The organism is Ruegeria sp. AN11 (assembly GCF_056536005.1).
In genome coordinates this window covers 1,785,172-1,806,751 of sequence record NZ_JBQFJD010000001.1, presented here as the reverse complement: position 1 = coordinate 1,806,751, position 21,580 = coordinate 1,785,172, and the positions used below count along the sequence as shown (strand labels likewise).

Below are 21,580 nucleotides of genomic sequence, written 5' to 3'. Positions count from 1 at the left end.
CATGACAGATAGCCCAATTGATCATGAAATCTTCATGGAACTCAAAGACGCGACAGGCGAAGACTTTGCTGCCGAGCTTGTGAACACCTTTCTCGACGAAGCCCCCGGAATGATAAGCGAATTGAAGGCAGCCGCGGGCGCGGCCGATGCCGACAGATACCGTCGGGCCGCACATTCCATCAAATCCAATGCAAGCACATTTGGTGCAACGGCGCTTGCCGAACTGGCCAGGAAAGTCGAGCTTGGAAAGCCGCCCGTGGCCGGTGATCTTACGGATGCGAACGCGTTGGAGGCGGCCCTTAACTCCGCAGCAGCGGCGCTTCGGAGCTTGATTGATGACTGACGCCCCCGGACATCTGCTCATTGTCGACGACAACAAGGTCAATCGCCTGCTGTTGTCCCGGAATGTCGAGCTTTTGGGTCACCAGGCTTCGGTGGCGGAAAACGGTCGGGTTGCGATGGAGATGCTGTCCAGTCAGCCTTTCGACCTGCTTCTTCTCGATATTGAAATGCCGGAAATGGACGGATTCCAGGTTCTTGAGGCGATCAAGTCGGACACCGACCTGCGCGATTTGCCGGTGATTGTGACCTCATCTGTCGAAGGGCTCGACAATGTGGTGCGCTGCATTGAATTGGGGGCCGAAGACTACTTGCCGAAACCGGTCAACAAGACGCTTCTCAGTGCACGCGTTTCCAGTGGCCTCGAAAAGAAAAGACTGCGGGACGAACAGAAGCGTCTGCTTGAACGCTTTGCAACCACCGAAGTAGCCCAGGACCTGCAAGCGTCCGGCTTCGCCATCGGCGGCAAACGTGCCAACGCGTCGGTTTTGTTTTGCGATATCCGGGGCTTCACGACGTTGTCGGAAAACCTCGCGCCGGAAGAAACCATTGATCTGCTCAATATCTTCTACACTTTGATGTTCGAGGCTGTGACCAGCAATGGCGGCATTGTCAGCCTGATGCTGGGCGACGGTTTGATGGCGCTTTTTGGGGTTCCGCAACCCCTGCCCAACTCTGCGCAAAGTGCGGTGGCGGCGGGACATGAGATGCACAACATGATCGAAATTTTAAATCTCGAACGGCGCGCGGAAGGGAAAGATGCCTTGAAGATCGGCATCGGAATCGCAACCGGCGAGGTTGTTGCCGGATATGCCGGCACGGACAACCGGGCGACGTATACTTGCATCGGATCGACCGTAAACCTTGCGGCCCGTCTTGAAGCGGAAACCCAGCGAACCGGTAGCCGAATTTTGATAGATCAGGAAACACTGGCGCTGTTGGAAGGTGCCCATGTGGAAAAGACATTCGGCGCAACGAAGATAAAAGGTTTCTCTGATACGTTCGACATTCACGCGCTATGACCATCCGTGCAAACCTGGGGCCAATGCTTTTTTTGATTGGTTTCAGAGGTGTGAAGCCAACATTGTGGACGTTCCCAAAACATCTGTTGGATAGACGGTGGTTTGCGATGTTGGCGCTTTTCGGAATAGATCGGCGTAGAAGCCACGACAGTATCTACGCCCTCGTCGATTATGTTTGGCGTGTTCGGAGGCAGGGGCGTTTTCAAACAAACTTCTCGTTCCAAATCCCTACACGCTGATGGTCGCGGTTTTCATATTCCGCGATAGCCTGAAAAATATCCCGATCCACCGGCCCCTCCCGATCTTCTCCATAGTCCGTCATTCGCATTGTGAACCATGCGGTCATCCCGCCCGGTGGCAAAGTGGCGAAGCGAGGGAAGACTGGGTCACTCTTCGCAGCCTGCCAAGTGCTGGGCAAATCAGGGTCCAGGATGAAACCGCGTGCTATGCCGACCGCATCCACATCCCCTGATTTGACTGCCGCGTCTGCTTCCGCGCGATGCTTGAACCCTCCGGTCACCATGAGTGGGGTCTTGATCAACCGCCGTGCGGCGCGCGCGAAGTCGAGGAAGTAGGGACCTTTGGTTGACCGTTCGGAACTAGATGGCGCGCCGGGAAAATAGGTCCCGCCGCTGATGTCCAGCAGATCGACGCCTTTGCCGTCCAACCCGGCAACCACCCTGAGCGCGTCTTGTTCCGTCAGTCCGCCGTCAAGCTGGTCAGTGGCGCTCAGTTTGACCGCGACTGTGAAATCAGACGGCACCGCAGAGCGCACAGACTCAACGGTTTCGATCAGCAACCGCATCCGCGCGTGGATCGGGCCACCATAGGCATCCGTTCGACGGTTGAAGAGGGGGGAGAGGAACTGGCTCAACAAAAATCCGTGCGCTGCATGGATCTGGACACCGCCAAACCCCAGATCGGCAGACCGACGGGCTGTGCGGGCAAATTTTTCTGGAATGGTCCTGATCTCGGCAAGCGACATGGCTTCACTGCTGAAATCAGGGAAATCGATAGCGCTTGGGCCTTTGGGATGACCGATCGGTCGATGCGCGAGCGCCCCGGCGTGGCCAAGTTGCAGCCAAAGCTGCGCCCCGTTGACCGAGCCACGGCGGGCCAGATCCCGGAAAGCCGCCATATCGGCCGCCTCGTCGAGCACGAGATTACCCGGTTTTTCGGGGTAACGCGGATCCCCCTGCACTTCACCGATGATCGACGCCGCCAAACCACCCTCGGCCCAGCGTTCATAGAGACGCATCTGGGCGGCGGTCGGGTTGCCCCGGCCATCCGCCAGCGAATCCGACATGGCCGATTTGACGATCCGGTTCTTCAAAACACGCCCGTTCGGCAGGGTGAACGGGCTAAAAAGGGAGGTGTTCGAAGCGATGGGCAAGGTATTTCTCCTTGGTTTATTGGCCTCCACCATAGATAATTTGGAAAGTTTGCGCCGACAATCCGGTATCTTGGATCAACTTTTAATAGTTTTTGGAATAAATGTCGCAAAAAACGGAACTGGAAATCCTTCTGGCCGTGGTTGACCACGGCAGTTTTTCGGCCGCGGCCCGCGTGTTGGGGTACACCCCGTCTGCGGTGGGCAAACGGGTGCACCTGTTGGAGCAGAGGTTGCGGGTGCCGCTTCTTGTCCGCTCGACCCGGCGCATGGCATTGACGGAGGCCGGACAACGATATGTAGAGGAAGCGAGGGATCTTCTTGCCCGCCTGACAGCCCTGGAAGAGGACATTGCCGATGATGCCGGCAACCTGCGCGGTGTGATCCGTGTGACAAGCTCGGCGGCTCTTGGCCAGTTACATGTTGTCCCTCTGGTGGTCGAATTCATGGAGCTTAATCCCGAAGTCGAAATCGAGCTGTTGCTGACGGACAAGATCATTGATCTGGTGGGCGATGGCTTCGATCTCGCAATCCGCAGCGGCATCTTGCCGGACTCGTCCCTCGTGTCACGGAAACTGATGGACAATCAGCGGATCCCATGTGCCGCGCCCGGTTATCTTGAGCGGAGCGGAGTTCCACTGGAACCCGAGGACCTGACTGCGCACAGATGCCTGCGCCTCGGGCCGGAAAAATATCTGTCGGATTGGGGCTTCAAACGAACGGGTGGCGGCATGTCGCGGCTCGGGTCGGGGTTTTCCTGCAATAGTCTGGAAGCGCTCCGTTCGGCGTGCTGTGCGGGACGCGGCATAGCGTGGTTGCCGGAGTTTCTGATATCCGACGACTTGCGCACAGGTCGCCTGTGTCCGGTTCTGTCGGATCGCGCGGAGCCTAGCGCCGGCGGTGGGGTCTTCGTACTGCGACCGGAAATGCCCTTCCTGCCACGGCGCGTTCGGGCCCTGATTGACTTCCTCGTGGATGGTTTCGCGGACAAGGTATTCGGTCACGGATAGCAGGCTGAAAATTTGGCTGGCCTTTTCAAATTGATTTCCGAACAGCCACAGCCCGGTTGCCGTCGGATTGGAGATGGAATCCGGGATCAAGAAGAAGACCCATAGTTCCGGTCCGAATTGCAAGGATCGGCGCAAGCTGGTCGAAATCAAACCGGCATTACTTGGGTCGCAATTTCACGCCGAGGTGAGACGTCTTTGACCAAGGGGCCTCACCCTGCAAAACGCTGCGATCAGAGGGTGTCAGTCCCTAACAAGGCCGATGCTCGGTTGTTGCATTGGTTTCCCATCTGTCAATCCGCTCACCTTTTCGATGATGGCATCGGCGTCAATGCAGTGGTGACGATAGAGGTCGCCGATCGTGCCGGTCTGACCGAAGTGCTCGACACCCATTGGAATCGTCGGATGTCCATGCACGGACCCCAGCCAGGACAGGGTCGCAGGATGCCCGTCGATCACCGTGATCAGTTTGCAGTGACGCGGAAGGTCAGACATCAGGGCTTCGATGTGGGACAGCGCCGCCTTGTTTCCGCGTGACCGTGCCCGTTGGGCGGCGGTCCATCCGGCATTCAACCGATCGGCGGACGTGACGGCCAGAACACCGATGTCCCGACGGCCTTCACCAATTGCTCCTGCGGCTTTGATCGCCTCTGGTGCAATTGCCCCTTGATAGGCGATTACGACCTCGCAATTGGGCCCAGGTTTGCGTAGCCAATAGGCCCCATCGATCGCACCCTGACGGAATTCGTCGTCCACGCGTTTGCCGGGCTGTTCGATCGGGTTGGTCGTCAGGCGCAGGTAGATCGACCCTCCGGTTTCATCACGCAGCCAGGTGCGCTCGTCCGGTTGTCCCTCGCCGTCGCGCTGGATGTAGTCGAAGGCCCATTCCATGATCACCGCCAACTCGTCGGCAAAGGCAGGTTCAAATGCGGCCAGCCCATCCTGGCTCATCCCGATCAGGGGGGTGCCGACGGACTGGTGCGCCCCACCTTCCGGAGCCAGTGTAACCCCCGACGGCGTGCCCACCAGTATGAAGCGCGCGTCCTGGTAGCAGGCATAGTTCAATGCATCGAGTCCGCGGCAGACAAAGGGGTCATAAACCGTTCCAATCGGGATCAGCCGCTTTCCAAACAGGGAATGCGAAAGACCCGCCGCGCCCAGCAACAGCATCAGATTCATTTCAGCGATCCCGAGTTCGATATGCTGCCCTTCCGGCGTGAACTCCCATTTGGCCGTCGAGGGGATACGATGTTCGACAAAGGCGTCGGTCTGTTCGGAACGCGCGAAAAGCTTGCGACGGTTCACCCATGGCCCAAGATTGGTGGTGCCGGTTACGTCAGGCGACGTTGTCACAATGCGTTCGGCCAGTTGGCTGTCGCCCTTGGACAAGGCGTCCAGAATCTTGCCGAAAGCCATCTGGGTTGAAATCTCACGGCTGGTGTCGATCCCTATTGGCGGCACATCCAGCTTGTCATCAAGATAGCGCCGAGGACCTTTGGCAAAGAATGGCGCTTTGGACAGGAAGTCTTTCAGGGCTTCAGGGTCCTCAACTGCAGCGAGCGGATTCCATTCCTCACCCTCAAGCACGCCCATATGGGCCTGCCACGCGGCAAACTGACTGTTGTTCATCAACCCGCCGTGGTTGTCCTTGTGACCGGCAATGGGCGTGCCCCAGCCCTTTACCGTATAGGCTAGAAAGCAAGTCGGGCGATCATGGTCGATCGCGGCAAATGTCCGGGACATGGTCTCGACGCAGTTGCCACCGAGGTTTTCCATCAAGGCCGCCAGTTCCGCGTCCGTGCGCCGTTCGATAAGCGCCGTGACGTCTCCCTGATCGCCCAGATCGTCCATCAGGCGCTGGCGCCACACCGCACCTCCCATGAACGTTAGGGCCGAATAGTCCTGATTGGGGCAGGCGTCGATCCAGTTCCGCAACCGGTCCCCTCCGGGCTCTTCGAATGCAGCGCGTTGCAGGACGCCGTATTTCACGCGTACGACATCCCAGCCAAAAGCATCAAAGATCTTCTCGATCCGCGCGAACAGCCCTTCGCGTACGATCCCATCCAGTGACTGGCGGTTGTAGTCGATGATCCACCAAGTGTTGCGCAGGTCGTTCTTCCACCCTTCCTGCAACGCCTCGTAGATATTGCCTTCGTCCAATTCGGCATCGCCGACCAGTGCAACCATGCGACCCAATGGGGCGTCTGCACCCCAGCTTTTGGCCTTGATGTAATCCTGAATGATCGAGGCAAACGAGGTGATTGCGACACCCAGGCCCACTGACCCGGTCGAGAAGTCTACGTCATCGATATCCTTGGTTCGGCTGGGGTAGCTCTGAACACCGCCAAATCCGCGGAAGTTTTCCATTTTCTCGCGGGTCTGGTTGCCCATGAGGTACTGCATCGCGTGAAAGACCGGCGACGCGTGGGGTTTGACGGCGACCCTGTCCTCCGGCCGCAGGGCCGAGAAATAGAGCGCCGTCATGATCGATACCATCGAGGCGGACGAAGCCTGATGACCACCGATCTTGATCCCATCCACCTTGGGCCGGACATGATTGGCATGGTGGATCATCCAATGCGACAACCACAGCAGGCGTTGTTCAACGATTTTCAACTGGGTGGGATCAATGTGCATGGCGGTCTCCGGGTTCAGGCGGCGCTGCGGGCAGGGTAGGGCAAAGCCTGCTCCAGGTCTGCAAGGATGTCTTCGACGTCTTCAAGCCCGACTGACAGGCGGATCAGGCCATCGCTGATTCCATGCTCGGCCCGCTCTTCCGGGGTGTATGTCGAATGGGTCATCGAGGCCGGGTGCTGGATCAGGGTTTCCGCATCGCCCAGCGAGACTGCGCGTTGGATCATGGTCAGTCGGTTCATGAATTCGATCCCGCCGGACAGGCCGGATTTGATTTCAAACGCAATCATGGCTCCGGGCTGCGACATCTGGCGCTGCGCAACATCATGTTGGGCAAAACTCTTGAGACCAGGGAAAGATACGTCACCGACAGCGGGGTGGGCCTCGAGATATTCAGCGACAACTTCAGCCGATGCGCAGTGGCGGTCGATCCGCAAATTCAGGGTCTTCAGCCCTCGCAGGATCAGCATCGCGTTGAAGGGCGCCATCACCGCGCCGGTCATGTCCTTCATCCCGACCAGGCGGATCTCGGCAATCTGTTCCGCCGAGCCCACAACCAGGCCAGCAACCACGTCTCCGTGCCCGCCAAGGTATTTTGTGGCGGAATGCAGAACGATGTCGGCACCGTGTTCAATCGGTCGGGTCAGATATGGGCTGGCATAAGTGTTGTCGACCACGACCTTTGCGCCGACCGTGTGCGCGATCTTTGCATGGGCGGCAATGTCCACAAGCCGCATATTCGGGTTTGCCGGCGTTTCGAAATAGACCACACGCGTTTTGTCCGACACAGCGGCACGCAGGTTTTCAGGGTCCGTCATATCGACATGCGTGATCGTGACACCCCATTTCGCCAACCCGTGGCGCATGAACGCAAAGGTGCAGCCATAGAGTGTCTTGTCGACGATAACTTCGTCGCCTGGCGACAGCAGGGTCCAAAGCACTGCGGTAATGGCACCCATGCCGCTGGAAAGGGCCAGCCCGGCCTCAGCCCCTTCGAGCACCGCAATCCGGCGTTCCAGAAGATCGCACGTGGGGTTCGAAATACGGCTGTAGATATGGCCTTCGCGTTCACCTGCGAACATCTCGCCGCCGGCCTCGGCCGTTTCGAAGGAAAAGGTGGAGGTCAAATGCAGCGGCGGGGTCAGCGCGCCGTCATTTTCCAACGGGTTGTAAGCATGGTGGATGGCGCGGGTAGCAAAGCCGGTTGAGCGGGTCATGACAAACTCCTGATTCCAGTTGGAGCCAGTTTGCACCTTTACATTGGGTGATGGGTTGCGAATTATACTAACATTGAGGTCGAAATTGGCAGGATCTGCCAATCGTGGGAAGGAAAATGGACGCCAAGGACAGACAGATCATCCGTGCCCTCCAACGGGATGGGCGCATGACCAATCAGGATCTTGCGGATGCGGTCAGCCTCTCTCCGTCGCCCTGCCTGCGCCGGGTCAAGAACCTTGAGGCCAGTGGGATCATCAAGGGATACAGCGCCGATGTGGACGCCACCGCATACGGGATGGCTATTACCGTCTTTGTGCGTATCCGGCTGGAGCGGCACAACGAAACGGATGTACAGAATTTTGAAGGGCGGATTCGGATGATCGAGGAAGTTCTCGAATGCCATGTGTTGACCGGTGCCATGGACTATCAGTTGCGCGTTCTTGTTTCGGATCTCGAGGCTTACGAAGACTTTATCCGCAATCGCATTCACCCGATTGGCGGTATCGCCTCCATCGATACCAGCTTTGTCTACGGAACGGTAAAGAAAACAGCCGTTTTCCCATCCACCTGATCGGCGACGCTCTGTCCGTTTCGCGCCCACGTAGATGCACGCGCCTCACATCGAGCTCTGTGGCCAAGGGCTTTGTAAGCCAAGCCTGCCTGGTCCGTTCTGCAGCACCGGAAGGCCGGAGAACCCGTTACCGAAAAGTCGTCTTGCCCGATTGTTTCCTTGTCGCCAGAGTGGCTGAAAAGCAGGAGGGTGGCGTGGCTGGTCACATGCGCGATGCGATCTTTGGTGCGGGCGCAGTCGATTGTTCGACATCGCGGCATCTGGCTGAGGCCGCGCGGGCCGACGCTGCTGGAAAGAAACGTGCTGACAGCCGGGGCCACTCGGCCCGCGGCGGGCAAATTTGGTGAAGGGCAAGAAGGACAGATGACCAAATCCAGCGACCTGTTTCAGCAAGCCCGACAATCGATGCCCGGGGGCATCTCACACCGCTATCGCTGGCGCTTGCCGAACCCGATCTATATCACCCGTGCGCTGGGCGCGCATAAGTGGGACGCTGATGGCAATCGATATATCGATTTCAAGATGGGTGCGGCCAGCCAGATGATGGGCCATTGCCACCCCGAAATTGTCAAAGCCCTGCAGGCGCAAGCGGCGGAAGCGATCTTTGCGGCTGACTGCAACCCGATCGAGGTCGACTGGTCACGCAAGATCTGCGATCTGGTTCCGTCGGTAGAGCGGGTCCGCTTCACCGCGTCCGGAACCGAGGCAACGATGCTGGCCCTGCGCATCGCCCGCGCCTTCACTGGCCGTGACAAGATCCTTCGCGTGGACGGGCATTACCATGGCTGGCATGATCACGTTCTGAAGGGGTCCAAACCGGGATCGGATGTGCCACCGTCACTGGGCGTTCCCGCAGCCGTCGCAGCGCTGACCGACATCTGCCCGCCTGATGCGGACATGTTGAACAGGATGCTCGCCACCAAGGACTATGCTGCGGTGATTGTCGAAGCCTCAGGCGCCAATTACGGTGCAGTGCCGATGGCGCAGGCGGTTCTGGGAGCCGCCCAATCCGCCGCGCATCGAAATGGCGGCCTGCTGATCCTGGATGAGATCATCACTGGTTTCCGCTGGTCTCCCGGTGGGCGTCAGGCCCTGGCCGGTACCACGCCCGACCTGACGACCATGGCCAAGATCGTCACCGGCGGTATGCCGGGAGGTGCCGTCGGCGGCACAGCCGAGGTCATGGCGATGCTCGACCCGTCCGTCACGACCCGGGGACATACCCCGGCTGTGCTGCACCAGGGAACCTTCAACGGGGCGCCCATCGTTGCCGCAACCGGATCGGTGATGATGGACCTTTTGGCGGATGGTTCGGCCCAGGCCCATGCGGACAGGATCGCGGCGGATATTCGGAGTGGCGTGAACGCGCTGTTCTCCAAACACGGCATCGAAGGGTTGTGCTATGGCGAAAGCTCGACGCTCCACCTCTGGTTCGGGCCGCACGAAGGGTCGATGGACGGGATACCCGCCGCGACCATTCGCGGACCCGCACCCAAGCTGGTCGCGGGGCTACAGGATGCTCTGAACCGCAACGGGGTTGACCTGATGTCCGCAATGAGCGCCGTAACATCGGCTGCGCATAGTGACGATGATGTTTCGGATGCACTGAATGCGTTCGACCGGGCACTGGAAGAGATCAAGCCGGTTCTCAACGAGACGCAGTAGCGTCACAGTACCGGGCATTTCACCACATCTGCTTGTGTTTGCGCGTCGATCCGATGCTGACGCCGAACTGCCGCGAAAACGCCTTGGACAAAGACTGTGCGGAGGAATAGCCACAGCGCATCGCAACCTCTTCCAGAACAAGGTTCGTGTGTGCAACCAGGTCGCGGGCGCGCGACAGGCGCATCAACTGGTAATAGCGTTGGGGCGGCATCCCAAGCTCTTTGACAAAGATGCGCGAGATGGACCGAACCGAAAGGTTGGCCCGCCGCGCGAGGTCCACGATTTGCATCGGAGCCTCGACATTTTCTGCCATTATGGAAATGCAGCGCCGCAGTTTTTCCGACCCTTTGGGTTGCATGGCGCTGTGTCCAAGCCCATCGAACCGCGCACCGTCATGCAGGAACATGCTGGCCGCATCATGCGCCAGCGCGTCACCGTATCGTTCCGAAATCAGGGCGATCATCAAATCCATGGCCGTCGAGGCGCCGCCGCAGGTCCAGATCGGACCGTCGCGGACAAATCTGTCCGGCAGGGTCTCGACATTGGGAAACGCCTCCGAAAACTCAGTCAGCGTTTGCCAGTGCAGGGTTGCCCGACGCCCGTCCAGCAATCCCCAGGAAGCAAGAAACCACGCCCCGGTATCCGCCCCGATGACCGTCTCCGCCTGTCTGGTCAGCGCGACGCATTTTCTGCTGGCCGGTTTCGAGGCGTTCTGCCTAAACTCGTCTCCGCCGACCACCATCAACAGATCGCAGGCGCCCGCGTCAACCAGGGTGACGTCCGGCGAAAGACGCAGACCACTGGAGCTGCGAACTGCATCGTCGTCAGGCGTCACAATAGACCAGTGGATGTCGGCGCCGGTCTGATCCCGAACAACGCGCAGCGGCTCCAACAGGCAGGCCAGCAGCATGTTGGAAAATTTGTCAAACAGAAGGACGTTGATTTTGAGCGCCAGCATCTCGTCCGATTTGGGATGTTTTTTGGCAAATTAGGACAACGCCCGCAGAAAATTCAAGACTACGCTTTACCCAATTTGCAGTCGAACCAACCACACCGGCAAAAGGGCCTGACCACCATGCGCAACCGACCGCTTTCGAACATTCGGGTTCTTGATTTCGGCCAATATCTGGCCGGGCCGCTGGTAGGGATGATGTTGGCCGATATGGGGGCGGATGTGATCCGCATCAATCCTCCGGGCGGACCGCGCCTGAAGTCACCCGCATCGGATATGCTGTCACGTGGAAAATCCAACCTGGAATTGGACCTTAAATCGCCAGGCGGTCTTCAGACAGCCCTGCAACTTGTTCAGCGCGCCGATGTTGTCATCGACAATTTCCGGCCGGGTGTGATGAAACGTCTTGGTCTGGGACCGGACGCCTTGCGGCAGGCAAATCCCGCCATTGTTTCACTATCGATGCCCGGCTTTGCCTCGACCGATCCGGAGCTGGCCGATATTGCAGCGTGGGAGGCAGTGATCGCTGCGCGCACAGGGCAGTTCACGGATATGGGCCTGAACCGCCGGCTTATGGGGATCAACCCATCCTTCACTCCGCTGGGGCTGGCTTCGGCCTACGGGGCAACGTTTGGCGCCATGTCGGTGCTGTTTGCACTTCGCGCGCGGGGCAGAAATGGCGGGGATCATATTGAGGTTCCGCTGGCCTCGGCCCTCCTGGAGGGGCTGGTCTACAATTGTCAGCAAATCGAGGACTATCCGGACCGCTACAAATCCCCGCGAGAAGTTGAACTGGAACGGCGCGCGGCAGAAGGTCTGCCGCTGAATCTGGAGTTTTCGGAATTGTCTGAATTCCTCGACCCGTTCTACCGGACCTACCCCTGCGCAGATGGCCGGGGTTTTTATGTTGTGGCATGCAGCATCAAGGGTCATCCTGAACGCGCGCTTCGAACGCTTGGGCTTGGCGATATGGTTGAAAGCCTGCCAGATTTTGACGCCTATCTGGATCAGAAAGACTGGCCCGCGGAATGGTCTATACGCAACTATCCGGTCGGCGTTTCGGACCGCGCCCGCGTATCCACCGCGATGAAAGAGGCCTTTCTGACCCGCCCGGCCCACGAGTGGGAGGCGCTGTTCGGGGCATCGAAAGCACCGGCAACGGCCCAGCGATCCTCACAGGAATGGCTGAATGATCCGCACGCGCTGGCTTCGGGTCTTGTGTTGGAGGTCGAACATCCCGTGCACGGCAGGATGCGCCAGATGGGCAATGTCGCGTGGCTGGCAGAAGATGCCGAGGCTCCGGTCAAGCATGCGGCCAAGCCCGCCGATCTTGCCGCGCTTCTGGCCGAAGCGCCCCGGGTCTCGGCGGTCTTTGATACCGCCGGACAGGGTTGGCTGGACGGGCTGAAGGTTCTGGACCTGACGAATGTCATCGCCGGCCCCACCATCAGCTCGACCCTTGCACGGTTCGGAGCCGAAGTCACTTTGGTACAACCGGTCGACCCTTCGGTAGACCCTTGGAATGCCGTTGTCTTTGGCATGCACGCGCATCGCGGCAAGAAGAGCATCCTTTTGAACCTGCGCAGCAACGAAGGGCAAGAGGCACTGGCGCGCCTGATCGCTGAATCCGACGTCATCACCATGAACGGCACCGATGCGCAGCGCGATGCGCTGGGGTTGTCGCCGGACCGGTTAAAAAGCATCAATCCGAAGCTGATCCTGGTTCAGCTAGACGCATTTGGCGGGCCGAAGATCGGGCCGAAGTCCAACCACCTTGGCTATGACGATCTGGCCCAGGCGGCCACCGGTGTCATGGTGCGTTTTGGCGGCGGCATGGAAACGCCGGAAGAGCACGCGCATTTTGGCACGATCGACGTTTTGACCGGGTACTGTGCCTGCGTGGCGCTTGGTGGGGCGCTGATGCGGCTGGACCAGACAGGAGAGGGCGGTATTGCGCGCGCCTCGCTGGCGGCTGCGGGCAACCTGATTCAGGCCCAGTTCATGTATGATTATGACGGGCGGGCGTCGTTTGACGAACCTTCGGGGCGTCAGGCGCTGGGCTGGGGGCCGTTCTATCATTGCTATAAAGCGGCGGACGGCTGGATATTCTTCGCCGCCCCAACCGAGCGAGAGAAGGCTTTGGCGAATATCCCCGAACTTGCCGAACTTGCCAATCTATCGGAGTTTGAAGTGCAGGCCGACCTGGCATCGCGCTTCCGCGAACGTCCCGTGGCCTTTTGGAAAGCAGCATTCGCCGCTTCGTCCAGCGCCGTTGTTCCATTAGGGTCGCTGCACGAAACCCGCGATGCCGCCCTGCAACCGGAAAGCGGTGGAGCGGTTGATCTGTCACAGGCGACATTCCGCGCGATCCGCCATGACCGGCATCCGATGGGCCGCTGGACTGATCTGGTGGCGCCAAATGCCGTGCGCCCGAAAAAGGGCCGTATCACAGTGCCTTCGCACATGCCAAAATATGGGGCCCACACGCGCGAAATCCTGGCGCGGATCGGGTTGGCCGAAGATGCAATTGATCACATGATCAAGACCGGGGCAGCGGCAATGCAGTGGTCCGACAAATACCTTCCCGAATAAGGGCAGTGGGTCCGGAGTGCTCGGGCTGATCTTGGGCAAGCGGAGTGGGCTGTTAGACCCATCGGTTGGACATCGGTCCGATGCGCGCTCGACGCAGCGCTTTCGGACTAGCAATCTGTCGACCATGGAAAGTGTCACACGATCCTCGCGCGAAACCGTAAGGCCCATGAGTGTCCAGTTCCACGACTGTTATCGTTGACTCGCAGACCGCCCGAGCGTGGACGATTGGCGCGAAGTTGGTGCACAATCAATATGGGATCGCGCTCTCACATCCCCGTTGAACGACACAAAGGATATTCACGCGATTTACCACTCGCTTGGGTCACTGAAAGGGAAAAGATGCACGTTTTTCGCAGTATGATCATAGATGCAAATATCGACCGGGTCTGGCGGGCCGTCCGAAACTTTGACGGGTTAGCAGCCTGGAACCCCGGAGTGGATAAGGCCACATTGGAAAATGGAGCGCCGACCGCGACCGGGTCAATTCGCAGCCTGCAGATTCGCGACGGGACGGTGTTTCGCGAGACCCTGCTTGCGCATTCCGACATCGACCACTTCTATACCTACGACATTCTCGAAAGTCCGCTTCCCGTCGAAGGATACGTTTCGACGCATCGATTTATCCCGATATCACATACAGATCAGACCCTGGGCATTTGGGAAAGCCGATTTAACTGTGCGCCTGATGTCGCAAACGAGATGGACAGTATCGTGGGTGACGCAATCTACATTGGTGGCATGGAAGGTTTGAACCGATATCTCAGGGAGAACCAGCATGACTGACACGCTCGCGCCCCGCGCCATTGTCGGCGTGATGACACCGGCGATGAATACCGTCGTGCAGCCGGAGCTGGAGCTTTTGCGACCGAACGGTGTGACCAACCAGATGCAGCGCTTTCGCCTTGGTGGGGACACTGTGTCGGATGATCTGCCTGACGAAGCGGCCAAGCTGATGGATTGTAACCCCGGGGTAATTGCCGTGGGGCTGACAACGGATGCAGGGGCGGGCGGGCCGGACAAGCTGGCGGCCCGGTGCTCGGAAGTCTCTGACCAGGTGGGCGTGCGTTTGCTGGGCGCTTCGCAGGCCAACTACGCGGCGCTTCGCGCACTTGGGGCGGTGCGGGTCGGAGTTGTCACCCCGTTCAGCGCAGAAGTGGATGCGGTTGTAGAAGCCAATACCGAGGCCGCCGGATTTGAGGTTGCCGCGATCAAAGGAACGGCGGCGCCGACACTCCCCGAGATTTGCGAAACACCGCTTGACGATATTCGCGCCGTCTTCTCTCAGGTGGCTGCATCGGACTGCGATGTCATCCTTCAGGTCGGTACCGCGTTGCCCGTGGTCTCACTGATCGCCGAATTGGAAGCGCGCTATAAAAAACCAATCGTTGCATGCAATGCGGCCGTGTATTGGCAAGCGCTTCGCGCCATCGGCATCAAGGATGCGATCCCGGGCTACGGCACATTGCTGGAGAAACACTGAATGCAGGACCACGTGCAGGTCGCCGTCATCGGTGGCGGCGCCGTAGGGGCGGCTATCCTTTACCATCTTGCCAAGGCGGGCATTGCCGATGCGCTGCTGCTCGAGAAAAATGAGCTGACGGCTGGCTCGACCTGGCATGCGGCAGGCAACATTCCCACTTACGCCAACTCGTGGCTGGGGATGCGCGCGGGCAACTACGCCTGGCGTCTTTACAAGGAACTTGCCACCCACCCGGATGCACCGATTACCTACCGCCACACCAAGGCAATCTGGCCCGCACACACGCCAGAGCGGATGCAGCTGTTTCAGCATTTGTGTGGCGGGTCGCGATCCGCGGGGTTCGAGCTTTCGATGCTGGAACCGTCGGACATTGAGAAGATGCACCCTTACTGGAAGGCGGGGAATGACGTTCTGGGCGGCATTCTGGACCCCTATGAAGGTGATATTGATCCCAGCCAGTTGACGCAGGCCTTGGCCAAACACGCGCGGGACATGGGGGCCGAGGTGCGCCGCTATACCAAAGTCACCGGCCTCAGACAGCGCAGCAGCGGAGACTGGGAGGTCGAAACATCGGCTGGCAGCCTGATTGCGGAAACCGTAATCAATGCGGCGGGATCTAGCGGCGCGCAGATCGCCGCGCTTGCCGGAATGAACCTGCCTGTCGTGACCCTGGAACACCAATACATGGTTACAAGCGCCTTGCCTGAGCTGGACGCGGACAGTGATCTTTTCCCGCTGATCCGGGACCCGGATCTAAGGTTCTACCTGCGCCGGGAACGGAACGCGTTCCTGCTGGGGTCTTACGCGCATGAAGGTCGACCTGTCTGGATGGATGGTGTTCCCGGGGATTTTGACCATCAGCTTTTTGCCGACGATGTCGACGGGATGATGGCGGTGTTCGAGGCTGCATGCAGCCATGTTCCGCTGCTGGAACAAGCCGGTGCACAACGTTTCGTGAATGGCCCCATTCCTTATGCGCCGGATGCTCTGCCGCTTGTCGGTCCGGCTAGTGGCGTACGAAATTTCTTCCACGCGACCGGTGTTCAGATCGGAATCACGCATTCAGCCGCGATTGGCAAGGCAATGGCCGAATGGTTGACCGCAGGCGAAACCGAATGGGATCTGAGCGCTTGGGATCCGCGACGCTTTGGCGACTGGGCATGCGGGGATTATGCGGCGCGCCGGGCGTCGGAGCATTACGATCTGCAATATGCGATCCCTTACCCCCACCGCATTCTGACCTCCGGGCGACCCGTCAGGCAGTCTCCGCTTTACGACCATCTGGTTTCACAGGGCGCGGTCATGGGGCAGATCGGCGGTTGGGAACGTGCCTTCTGGTTTGATCCGGCACCTGGTTCAGAGGCTCATGATCTAAGCTTTGGCGAAGAAGCATGGAATGAGCCGGTCCGCAAGGAATGCGAGGCCGTTCGGGATGCGGTCGGTATCATGGATCATGGCGGCTTTACCAAATTCACGCTCGAAGGTCCGGATGCGGCCGCGGTTTTGAACAGGGTCTTCTGTAGTTCCCTGCCGGACGTTCGACGGGTGCGCCTGTCTTACATGCTGACACCAAACGGAAAGATCTGGTCCGAGGCAACGATCGCCCGGCTGGCCGATGACCGCTTTCTGCTCTGCGGTCCGACACTTGCCGTGGACCGTGACTACGACTGGATCGCGGGACAGATAGGCGACGCCGATGCCACGCTCACCCGGCAGCACGAACGAGATGGCGCACTTCTGGTCATGGGGCCGAAATCCCGTGCGCTTCTTGAGCCTTTGACAAACGGCGACCTGACCCGGCCTTGGATGAGCGTTACCGAGACGACGATCGCCGACGTACCAGTCACCGCCCTCAGGGTGAGTTACGTGGGTGAATTGGGTTGGGAGCTTCATGTCTCTTCCGAGCACCTGACAAAGCTTTACCAGGCCATTTGGGAGGCCGGGCAAAACCACGGTATTCGAAATTTCGGCTCCTACGCGCTGAACGCAATGCGGGTTGAAAAGGGATATCACGGCTGGGCTGCTGATTTTGGCACGGAATACACACTCTTTGACGCGGGGCTGGCGAGCTTTGCCAACCTGAGAAAGGGGCAGTTCACAGGGCGCGAAGCTGTCATGCAGCAAAAGCGCGAGGTGCCAGCCTGGCAATTCATCGGACTTGAAATTACGGACCCTGGCCCAGATCCGTTGCCGTCTGATCCCATTATCCTGGGCGATCGAGCAATCGGTTACCTATCATCCGTGTCGATGGGGTTCCGAAGCGGTCGTCTTATCGCGCTGGGTTATGTGGAAACGGGAACTCTGGACATTGGCCAAAGCTGCCACGTTCAAGCCTTTGGCGCACTTCGATCTGCCGTTCGTCACAACCACCACGTCTATGACCCAGAGAACAAGCGGTTGCGCGCCTGAGTTCCGCAAGCACTGGTTCCTGGTCACGAGCATGGGCGAAATCGTAAAACGTTCGCAGGTGGAAACTTCGAATTGGAAACGGATCGGTTGCCTTTCCAGCACCACGAAAACCGTGGTCCGGAAAATTCCTCACGGAAATCGACGCACTGTGATATAAACAAAATCGAATATTAAGGGGCTGCGAAAAGTTCCTCCATTCTGTTGGTATAGTTGATTTGGGAGGTCACTATGTTTCGGATATCCGCGTGTTTTTTCTCATTGGTGTTTGCGCCGACAATTGCTCTTTCTGACGCCGTACCAAGCAAAGAAGCGGCCGAAGACTTGTTCTCGGACCGACCGTTTTCTCCATATGCCAACCGGACTTTTCCCGAACGCCCGCTTTGGGGGGACACGCACCTTCACACGGGGCTTTCCTTGGATGCGGGCGCTTTCGGGAACACCCTGCTGCCGGACGACGCATGGCGTTTCGCAAAGGGTGAGCAGGTCATTTCGTCCACCGGTCAACCTGTCCGGCTGGCCCGGCCGTTGGATTGGATGGTTCTGACGGATCACACGGACCTGATGGGATTTGCCCCGGATCTGCAAGCTGGCAAGCCCGGTGTTCTTGCCGATCCAAAAGGTCTGGAATGGTACGAGGGCTACAAAGCCGGCGGTGAAGAGGCCGGGAAAACGGCGTTCGACATTATTACCAACTTCTCGCAAATGACGTTGCCGGAAGTTCTTCTCGAGTCCTACAGCCCGGGTGCCGACGCTTTCGCCTTCACATGGGAGAATATTGTTCTGGCGGCCGAGCGGCATAACGACCCTGGCGACTTTACCGCGTTCATCGGGTTCGAGTGGACCTCGGTGCCGAAGGGTTTCAATTTGCATCGAAACGTCATGCTGCGCGATGGGCCGATCAGAGCGCTTCAGATGGTGCCCCCGGTGACGCAGCCGCCTTACGGCGATACGGATCCAAAGGCGCTTTACGCGTGGCTTGAAGAGTATCAGGAAAAAACCGGGGGGCGTGCAGTTGCCTTTGCCCATAACGGCAACCTGTCAAACGGGTGGATGTTCCCGACCGAAGATACATATCACGGCGGTAAGGTCGATGAGGAATACGTGGCGGCCCGTGCGAAATGGGAACCCCACTACGAAGTCACGCAGATCAAGGGTGACGGCGAAGCGCATCCGTTCCTGAGCCCGGATGACGAATTTGCAGACTACGAAAACTGGGATGTAGGCAATCTGGATATCACCGAGCTGAAGACCGATGACATGCTGGCCGGTGAATACGCCCGAGAAGCACTGAAGCGCGGTCTGTTGCTGGAAGAAAAGTTCGGCGTTAACCCCTATAAGTTCGGTATGGGCGGCGCGACGGACAGCCATACGTCTCTGGCCACTGCCGAAGAAGACAACTTCTTTGGAAAATCTGTCAGTGTTGAACCTTCGGCCACGCGGATCAAACATCCTTTCATTGCCAATGATCTGGGTGAAATTCCCGGCGATCTTCTGGTCGCTTCCGGCTACACGGCCGTTTGGGCGACCGAAAACACACGCGCTGCGATCTTTGATGCGTTCAAGCGGCGCGAGACTTATGCAACAACCGGCCCCCGGATCGGCCTGCGGTTCTTTGGCGGATGGGATTTCAATGACGCGGACGTTGAAACCCGTTTCCTTGCAGATGTCGGCTATACCAAAGGGGTCCCGATGGGTTCGGACCTGCGCCCCCGCGAAGGTGATGGTGCGCCCGGATTCCTGATCGCTGCTCTGCGCGACCCGGTTGGTGCCAATCTGGACCGCGTGCAAGTGGTCAAGGGATGGCTCGATTCCGACGGAGCTTTGCAGGAAAAGGTCTACGATGTGGCGTGGTCGGGTGATCGTGTTGCTGATGAAAACGGCAAGGTTCCCGCGGTTGGAAACACCGTGGATGTAGACACCGCAAGCTGGACCAACACAATCGGAACCGCCGAACTGGTTACGGTTTGGTCTGATCCTGATTTCGATCCGAATGCGCGGGCCTTTTACTACGTGCGCGCCATCGAAATCCCCACACCACGCTGGGTGCTGTACGACAAGCTGAGGTTCGGTGCCGAATTGCCGGAAGACGCGGTTCTGACGCATCAGGAGCGCGCGTATTCCTCTCCGATCTGGTACACGCCGGAAGAGTGATCCAATCTGGGGACGGAATTGGAAGCCGGGGAAGGTACCTCTGCCCCGGTGCTGTCACCAACTTTCTGAAACACACAGGGTGTTCGTTTCTTGCAAAACCCAACCGGGTGATGCCAGCATCGATACATAGAACCGGATCGTGTTTTTCTTGCAGGAGCCTTCATGCGATTGTTGAAAGAACCTCTGTTCCATTTCTTCTTGATTGGAGCGGCGATTTTCGTTTGGTTCCATTTGGTTGCGCCGGAAGCCGAGGGTGTTGAAGACATTGATACGATAGCAATCGACGAAAACGATGTTGCGCTGCTGTCAGCACAGTTTGAAGCTAGGTGGAAACGCAGGCCAAGAGAAGCAGAGTTGCAAGCCTTGGTCGATGCATCCATTCGCGAAGAGGTGCTGGTCAGAGAAGCGAGAAAGCTTGGCCTTGATCGCGGCGATACCGTCATCAGGTCCCGGCTGAGCCAAAAGATGGATTTTCTGTCTGAAGCGATCGCCACATCAGTTGTTCCGGATGACGAAGAATTGGAGGCTTTTCTGCAGGAGAACTCTGAACGCTACGCAACATCTGCCAAAGTGGCCTTCACTCAGGTTTTTCTGGGTGAAAAGCCTGGCGACGCAGAAATCGAGCAGGCTCTGACCGCGCTGCGGGCCGAGCGGGAGCCTGATGGCCTTGGAGGCTCGACATTGCTGCCCGCTTCAATGCCCATGACCGCGACAAGAGTCATCGACTCGGTGTTTGGAAATGGGTTTTCCGAAGGTCTGACAACGCTGGATGTGGGTGAATGGACCGGACCGATCCGGTCGGGATATGGGGTGCATCTGGTCAAGGTTGTCGCCATCGAACCCAGCCAACTGCCTTCGTTGGCAGAAATCCACGGTGTGGTACTGCGGGATTGGCGTCGCGCTGCGAGCGAAGATCTGGCGCAGGCGCAATATGAGGCTCTTGCCCGAAACTACGAAATTGTAGCTCCCGATCTTGCAGGCCCGGCCAAATGAGAGCAGTTGTCTGTCTTGTTTTTGCTCTGCTGTTTACCTTGTCGGCAGGTAAGGCTACTGCACATGCGCTTGATCCGGGTTATCTGGAAATTCGCCAAATCGCTTCAGACACGTGGAGCGTTCATTGGCGAAAGCCGGATGTGAACGGTCGACCGATGGCGATTGATGCTGTCCTACCGGATGGCTGCGCCCCGGCGCGGGGCCCGGACCCGGTTTCAGACGGCAGAGCCTGGGTATCTTCATGGGTTGTCGAGTGCGGCGCAGGTATCACTGGCCAACCCATTGCGATTGAGGGGCTAGAGACTCAAAAGAACGACGTATTGGTGCGTTTGCACCCTCTGCAAGCCGAGCCGACGACCCTTCGTTTCACTCCTGATGCCGCCATCCAGAAAATACCTACTGAGCAGACGACGTGGTCAGTCTTTTCCGCGTATTTCCTGTTGGGGTTTGAACACATACTGGAAGGTTGGGATCACCTGCTGTTTGTCTTCGCGCTGTTCATTCTGGTTCGTGACCCATGGAGGCTGGTTGGCGCTGTAACGGCTTTTACAGTTGCGCACTCCATAACTCTGGCGCTTGCAACTTTCGGTGTCCTGAATGTTCCCGGTCCACCGGTCGAGGCTGTAATCGCGCTTTCCATCGTTTTCCTCGCTATGGAGATTGTGAAGGGCGGCGAAGGTCGGTTCCGGTTGTCAAAACAGCAACCCTGGATCGTATGTTTCGGATTTGGGCTTTTGCATGGCCTTGGCTTTGCGGGAGCATTGGCCGAGATCGGACTGCCCTCAAGCGATATTCCGGCGGCTTTGCTTGCCTTCAATGTCGGCGTCGAGGCAGGCCAGCTCAGTTTCATTGGCGCTTTGGCTCTTCTCATAGCGGCGGGGCGATTCATAGCGGTTCCGATTGGTCAAACGGCGACAACTGTTACCGCTTATGGCATTGGCTCAGTGTCGATGTATTGGCTAATAGAACGCGTAAGTGGCTTCTGAACATGTTGGCTGCGGTGCGTGGGCAGGCTATCACGCGCGTTGCATCCACCTTTGGAAATGAAGCCTGATTTGGGCTCATCGTAGTTCTTCATTCAGTCGCGGCGAAAACTGCTTCGCCAACAATACGAAGTCAGCAGGACCAGGGGTAGAGCAAAGCCAGTCTTTCCTACT

The 21,580-nt window shown here is 58.4% G+C and carries 17 protein-coding genes; 13 read left to right on the top strand and 4 right to left on the bottom strand.

Translation table 11 applies throughout. The features are described from left to right. The first annotated feature begins 1 nt into the window (after window position 1). Window positions 2-343, top strand: a complete 342-nt coding sequence (locus ACR3EQ_RS08905) for an Hpt domain-containing protein (protein WP_170612252.1) — start codon at window positions 2-4, stop codon at window positions 341-343. Continuing rightward, the gene (locus ACR3EQ_RS08900; RefSeq protein ID WP_170612250.1) at window positions 336-1,361 is read left to right on the top strand and encodes a response regulator; all 1,026 of its coding nucleotides are present in this window, start codon (window positions 336-338) and stop codon (window positions 1,359-1,361) included. Before ACR3EQ_RS08905 ends, ACR3EQ_RS08900 begins: the two co-directional genes overlap by 8 nt. A gap of 202 nt (window positions 1,362-1,563) precedes the next feature. Here the strand turns inward: ACR3EQ_RS08900 and ACR3EQ_RS08895 are convergent, their stop codons facing one another. Further along, complete coding sequence (locus tag ACR3EQ_RS08895) at window positions 1,564-2,754, bottom strand: NADH:flavin oxidoreductase/NADH oxidase family protein (protein WP_480442095.1); 1,191 nt, start codon at window positions 2,752-2,754, stop codon at window positions 1,564-1,566. A gap of 101 nt (window positions 2,755-2,855) precedes the next feature. Between ACR3EQ_RS08895 and ACR3EQ_RS08890 the strand changes: the two genes are divergently transcribed. Next, window positions 2,856-3,761, top strand: a complete 906-nt coding sequence (locus ACR3EQ_RS08890; RefSeq protein ID WP_170612246.1) for a LysR family transcriptional regulator — start codon at window positions 2,856-2,858, stop codon at window positions 3,759-3,761. A gap of 240 nt (window positions 3,762-4,001) precedes the next feature. Here ACR3EQ_RS08890 and ACR3EQ_RS08885 read toward each other — a convergent pair whose 3' ends face one another. Then, window positions 4,002-6,395, bottom strand: coding sequence for a 1-deoxy-D-xylulose-5-phosphate synthase N-terminal domain-containing protein (locus tag ACR3EQ_RS08885; RefSeq protein ID WP_170612244.1), 2,394 nt, complete (start codon window positions 6,393-6,395; stop codon window positions 4,002-4,004). Between the two features lie 14 nt (window positions 6,396-6,409). Continuing rightward, window positions 6,410-7,609: a methionine gamma-lyase gene (locus tag ACR3EQ_RS08880; protein WP_170612242.1), complete on the bottom strand. Its 1,200-nt coding sequence runs from the start codon at window positions 7,607-7,609 to the stop codon at window positions 6,410-6,412. Window positions 7,610-7,725: 116 nt separating this feature from the next. On the opposite strand from ACR3EQ_RS08880, the gene ACR3EQ_RS08875 reads away from it, so the two are divergent. From ACR3EQ_RS08875 to ACR3EQ_RS08865, 3 genes are all read left to right on the top strand, one after another. Further along, entirely contained in the window at window positions 7,726-8,181 is a 456-nt protein-coding gene (locus tag ACR3EQ_RS08875; protein WP_170612240.1) for an Lrp/AsnC family transcriptional regulator, read from the top strand. Between the two features lie 194 nt (window positions 8,182-8,375). After that, window positions 8,376-8,528 carry a hypothetical protein gene (locus tag ACR3EQ_RS08870; protein ID WP_170612238.1) on the top strand — a complete coding sequence of 51 codons (153 nt, stop codon included), beginning with the start codon at window positions 8,376-8,378 and terminating at the stop codon, window positions 8,526-8,528. 16 nt (window positions 8,529-8,544) lie between these two features. Then, complete coding sequence (locus ACR3EQ_RS08865) at window positions 8,545-9,846, top strand: aspartate aminotransferase family protein (protein WP_480490400.1); 1,302 nt, start codon at window positions 8,545-8,547, stop codon at window positions 9,844-9,846. A gap of 19 nt (window positions 9,847-9,865) precedes the next feature. Here ACR3EQ_RS08865 and ACR3EQ_RS08860 read toward each other — a convergent pair whose 3' ends face one another. Beyond that, window positions 9,866-10,804: a GlxA family transcriptional regulator gene (locus ACR3EQ_RS08860; protein ID WP_480490399.1), complete on the bottom strand. Its 939-nt coding sequence runs from the start codon at window positions 10,802-10,804 to the stop codon at window positions 9,866-9,868. Window positions 10,805-10,921: 117 nt separating this feature from the next. Here ACR3EQ_RS08860 and ACR3EQ_RS08855 point away from each other — a divergent pair, with 117 nt between their 5' ends. The 7 genes from ACR3EQ_RS08855 (at window position 10,922) to ACR3EQ_RS08825 (ending at window position 21,409) form a co-directional block, all read left to right on the top strand. Then, window positions 10,922-13,390, top strand: a complete 2,469-nt coding sequence (locus ACR3EQ_RS08855; protein WP_480490398.1) for a CoA transferase — start codon at window positions 10,922-10,924, stop codon at window positions 13,388-13,390. Window positions 13,391-13,729: 339 nt separating this feature from the next. Further along, window positions 13,730-14,173 carry an SRPBCC family protein gene (locus ACR3EQ_RS08850; protein WP_170612230.1) on the top strand — a complete coding sequence of 148 codons (444 nt, stop codon included), beginning with the start codon at window positions 13,730-13,732 and terminating at the stop codon, window positions 14,171-14,173. Next, on the top strand, window positions 14,166-14,870 hold the full coding sequence (locus ACR3EQ_RS08845) for a maleate cis-trans isomerase family protein (RefSeq protein WP_480490396.1): 705 nt from the start codon (window positions 14,166-14,168) through the stop codon (window positions 14,868-14,870). Before ACR3EQ_RS08850 ends, ACR3EQ_RS08845 begins: the two co-directional genes overlap by 8 nt. Further along, window positions 14,871-17,279, top strand: coding sequence for a GcvT family protein (locus tag ACR3EQ_RS08840; RefSeq protein ID WP_480490394.1), 2,409 nt, complete (start codon window positions 14,871-14,873; stop codon window positions 17,277-17,279). 228 nt (window positions 17,280-17,507) lie between these two features. Continuing rightward, window positions 17,508-19,430: a DUF3604 domain-containing protein gene (locus ACR3EQ_RS08835; protein WP_170612224.1), complete on the top strand. Its 1,923-nt coding sequence runs from the start codon at window positions 17,508-17,510 to the stop codon at window positions 19,428-19,430. A gap of 162 nt (window positions 19,431-19,592) precedes the next feature. Beyond that, window positions 19,593-20,423: a peptidyl-prolyl cis-trans isomerase gene (locus ACR3EQ_RS08830; protein ID WP_170817306.1), complete on the top strand. Its 831-nt coding sequence runs from the start codon at window positions 19,593-19,595 to the stop codon at window positions 20,421-20,423. Continuing rightward, window positions 20,420-21,409 (top strand): HupE/UreJ family protein, encoded by a 990-nt coding sequence (locus ACR3EQ_RS08825; protein ID WP_170612220.1) that lies wholly within the window; start codon window positions 20,420-20,422, stop codon window positions 21,407-21,409. Before ACR3EQ_RS08830 ends, ACR3EQ_RS08825 begins: the two co-directional genes overlap by 4 nt. The last annotated feature ends 171 nt before the right edge of the window (window positions 21,410-21,580 follow it).

Coding starts and splice junctions, on each gene's coding strand:
- ACR3EQ_RS08885 (WP_170612244.1), bottom strand. CDS start 6,395: ATGCACATTGATCCCACCCAGTTGAAAATCGTTGAACAACGCCTGCTG.
- ACR3EQ_RS08880 (WP_170612242.1), bottom strand. CDS start 7,609: ATGACCCGCTCAACCGGCTTTGCTACCCGCGCCATCCACCATGCTTAC.
- ACR3EQ_RS08830 (WP_170817306.1), top strand. CDS start 19,593: ATGCGATTGTTGAAAGAACCTCTGTTCCATTTCTTCTTGATTGGAGCG.
- ACR3EQ_RS08825 (WP_170612220.1), top strand. CDS start 20,420: ATGAGAGCAGTTGTCTGTCTTGTTTTTGCTCTGCTGTTTACCTTGTCG.
- ACR3EQ_RS08860 (WP_480490399.1), bottom strand. CDS start 10,804: ATGCTGGCGCTCAAAATCAACGTCCTTCTGTTTGACAAATTTTCCAAC.
- ACR3EQ_RS08905 (WP_170612252.1), top strand. CDS start 2: ATGACAGATAGCCCAATTGATCATGAAATCTTCATGGAACTCAAAGAC.
- ACR3EQ_RS08840 (WP_480490394.1), top strand. CDS start 14,871: ATGCAGGACCACGTGCAGGTCGCCGTCATCGGTGGCGGCGCCGTAGGG.
- ACR3EQ_RS08865 (WP_480490400.1), top strand. CDS start 8,545: ATGACCAAATCCAGCGACCTGTTTCAGCAAGCCCGACAATCGATGCCC.
- ACR3EQ_RS08890 (WP_170612246.1), top strand. CDS start 2,856: ATGTCGCAAAAAACGGAACTGGAAATCCTTCTGGCCGTGGTTGACCAC.
- ACR3EQ_RS08835 (WP_170612224.1), top strand. CDS start 17,508: ATGTTTCGGATATCCGCGTGTTTTTTCTCATTGGTGTTTGCGCCGACA.
- ACR3EQ_RS08850 (WP_170612230.1), top strand. CDS start 13,730: ATGCACGTTTTTCGCAGTATGATCATAGATGCAAATATCGACCGGGTC.
- ACR3EQ_RS08845 (WP_480490396.1), top strand. CDS start 14,166: ATGACTGACACGCTCGCGCCCCGCGCCATTGTCGGCGTGATGACACCG.
- ACR3EQ_RS08875 (WP_170612240.1), top strand. CDS start 7,726: ATGGACGCCAAGGACAGACAGATCATCCGTGCCCTCCAACGGGATGGG.
- ACR3EQ_RS08855 (WP_480490398.1), top strand. CDS start 10,922: ATGCGCAACCGACCGCTTTCGAACATTCGGGTTCTTGATTTCGGCCAA.
- ACR3EQ_RS08900 (WP_170612250.1), top strand. CDS start 336: ATGACTGACGCCCCCGGACATCTGCTCATTGTCGACGACAACAAGGTC.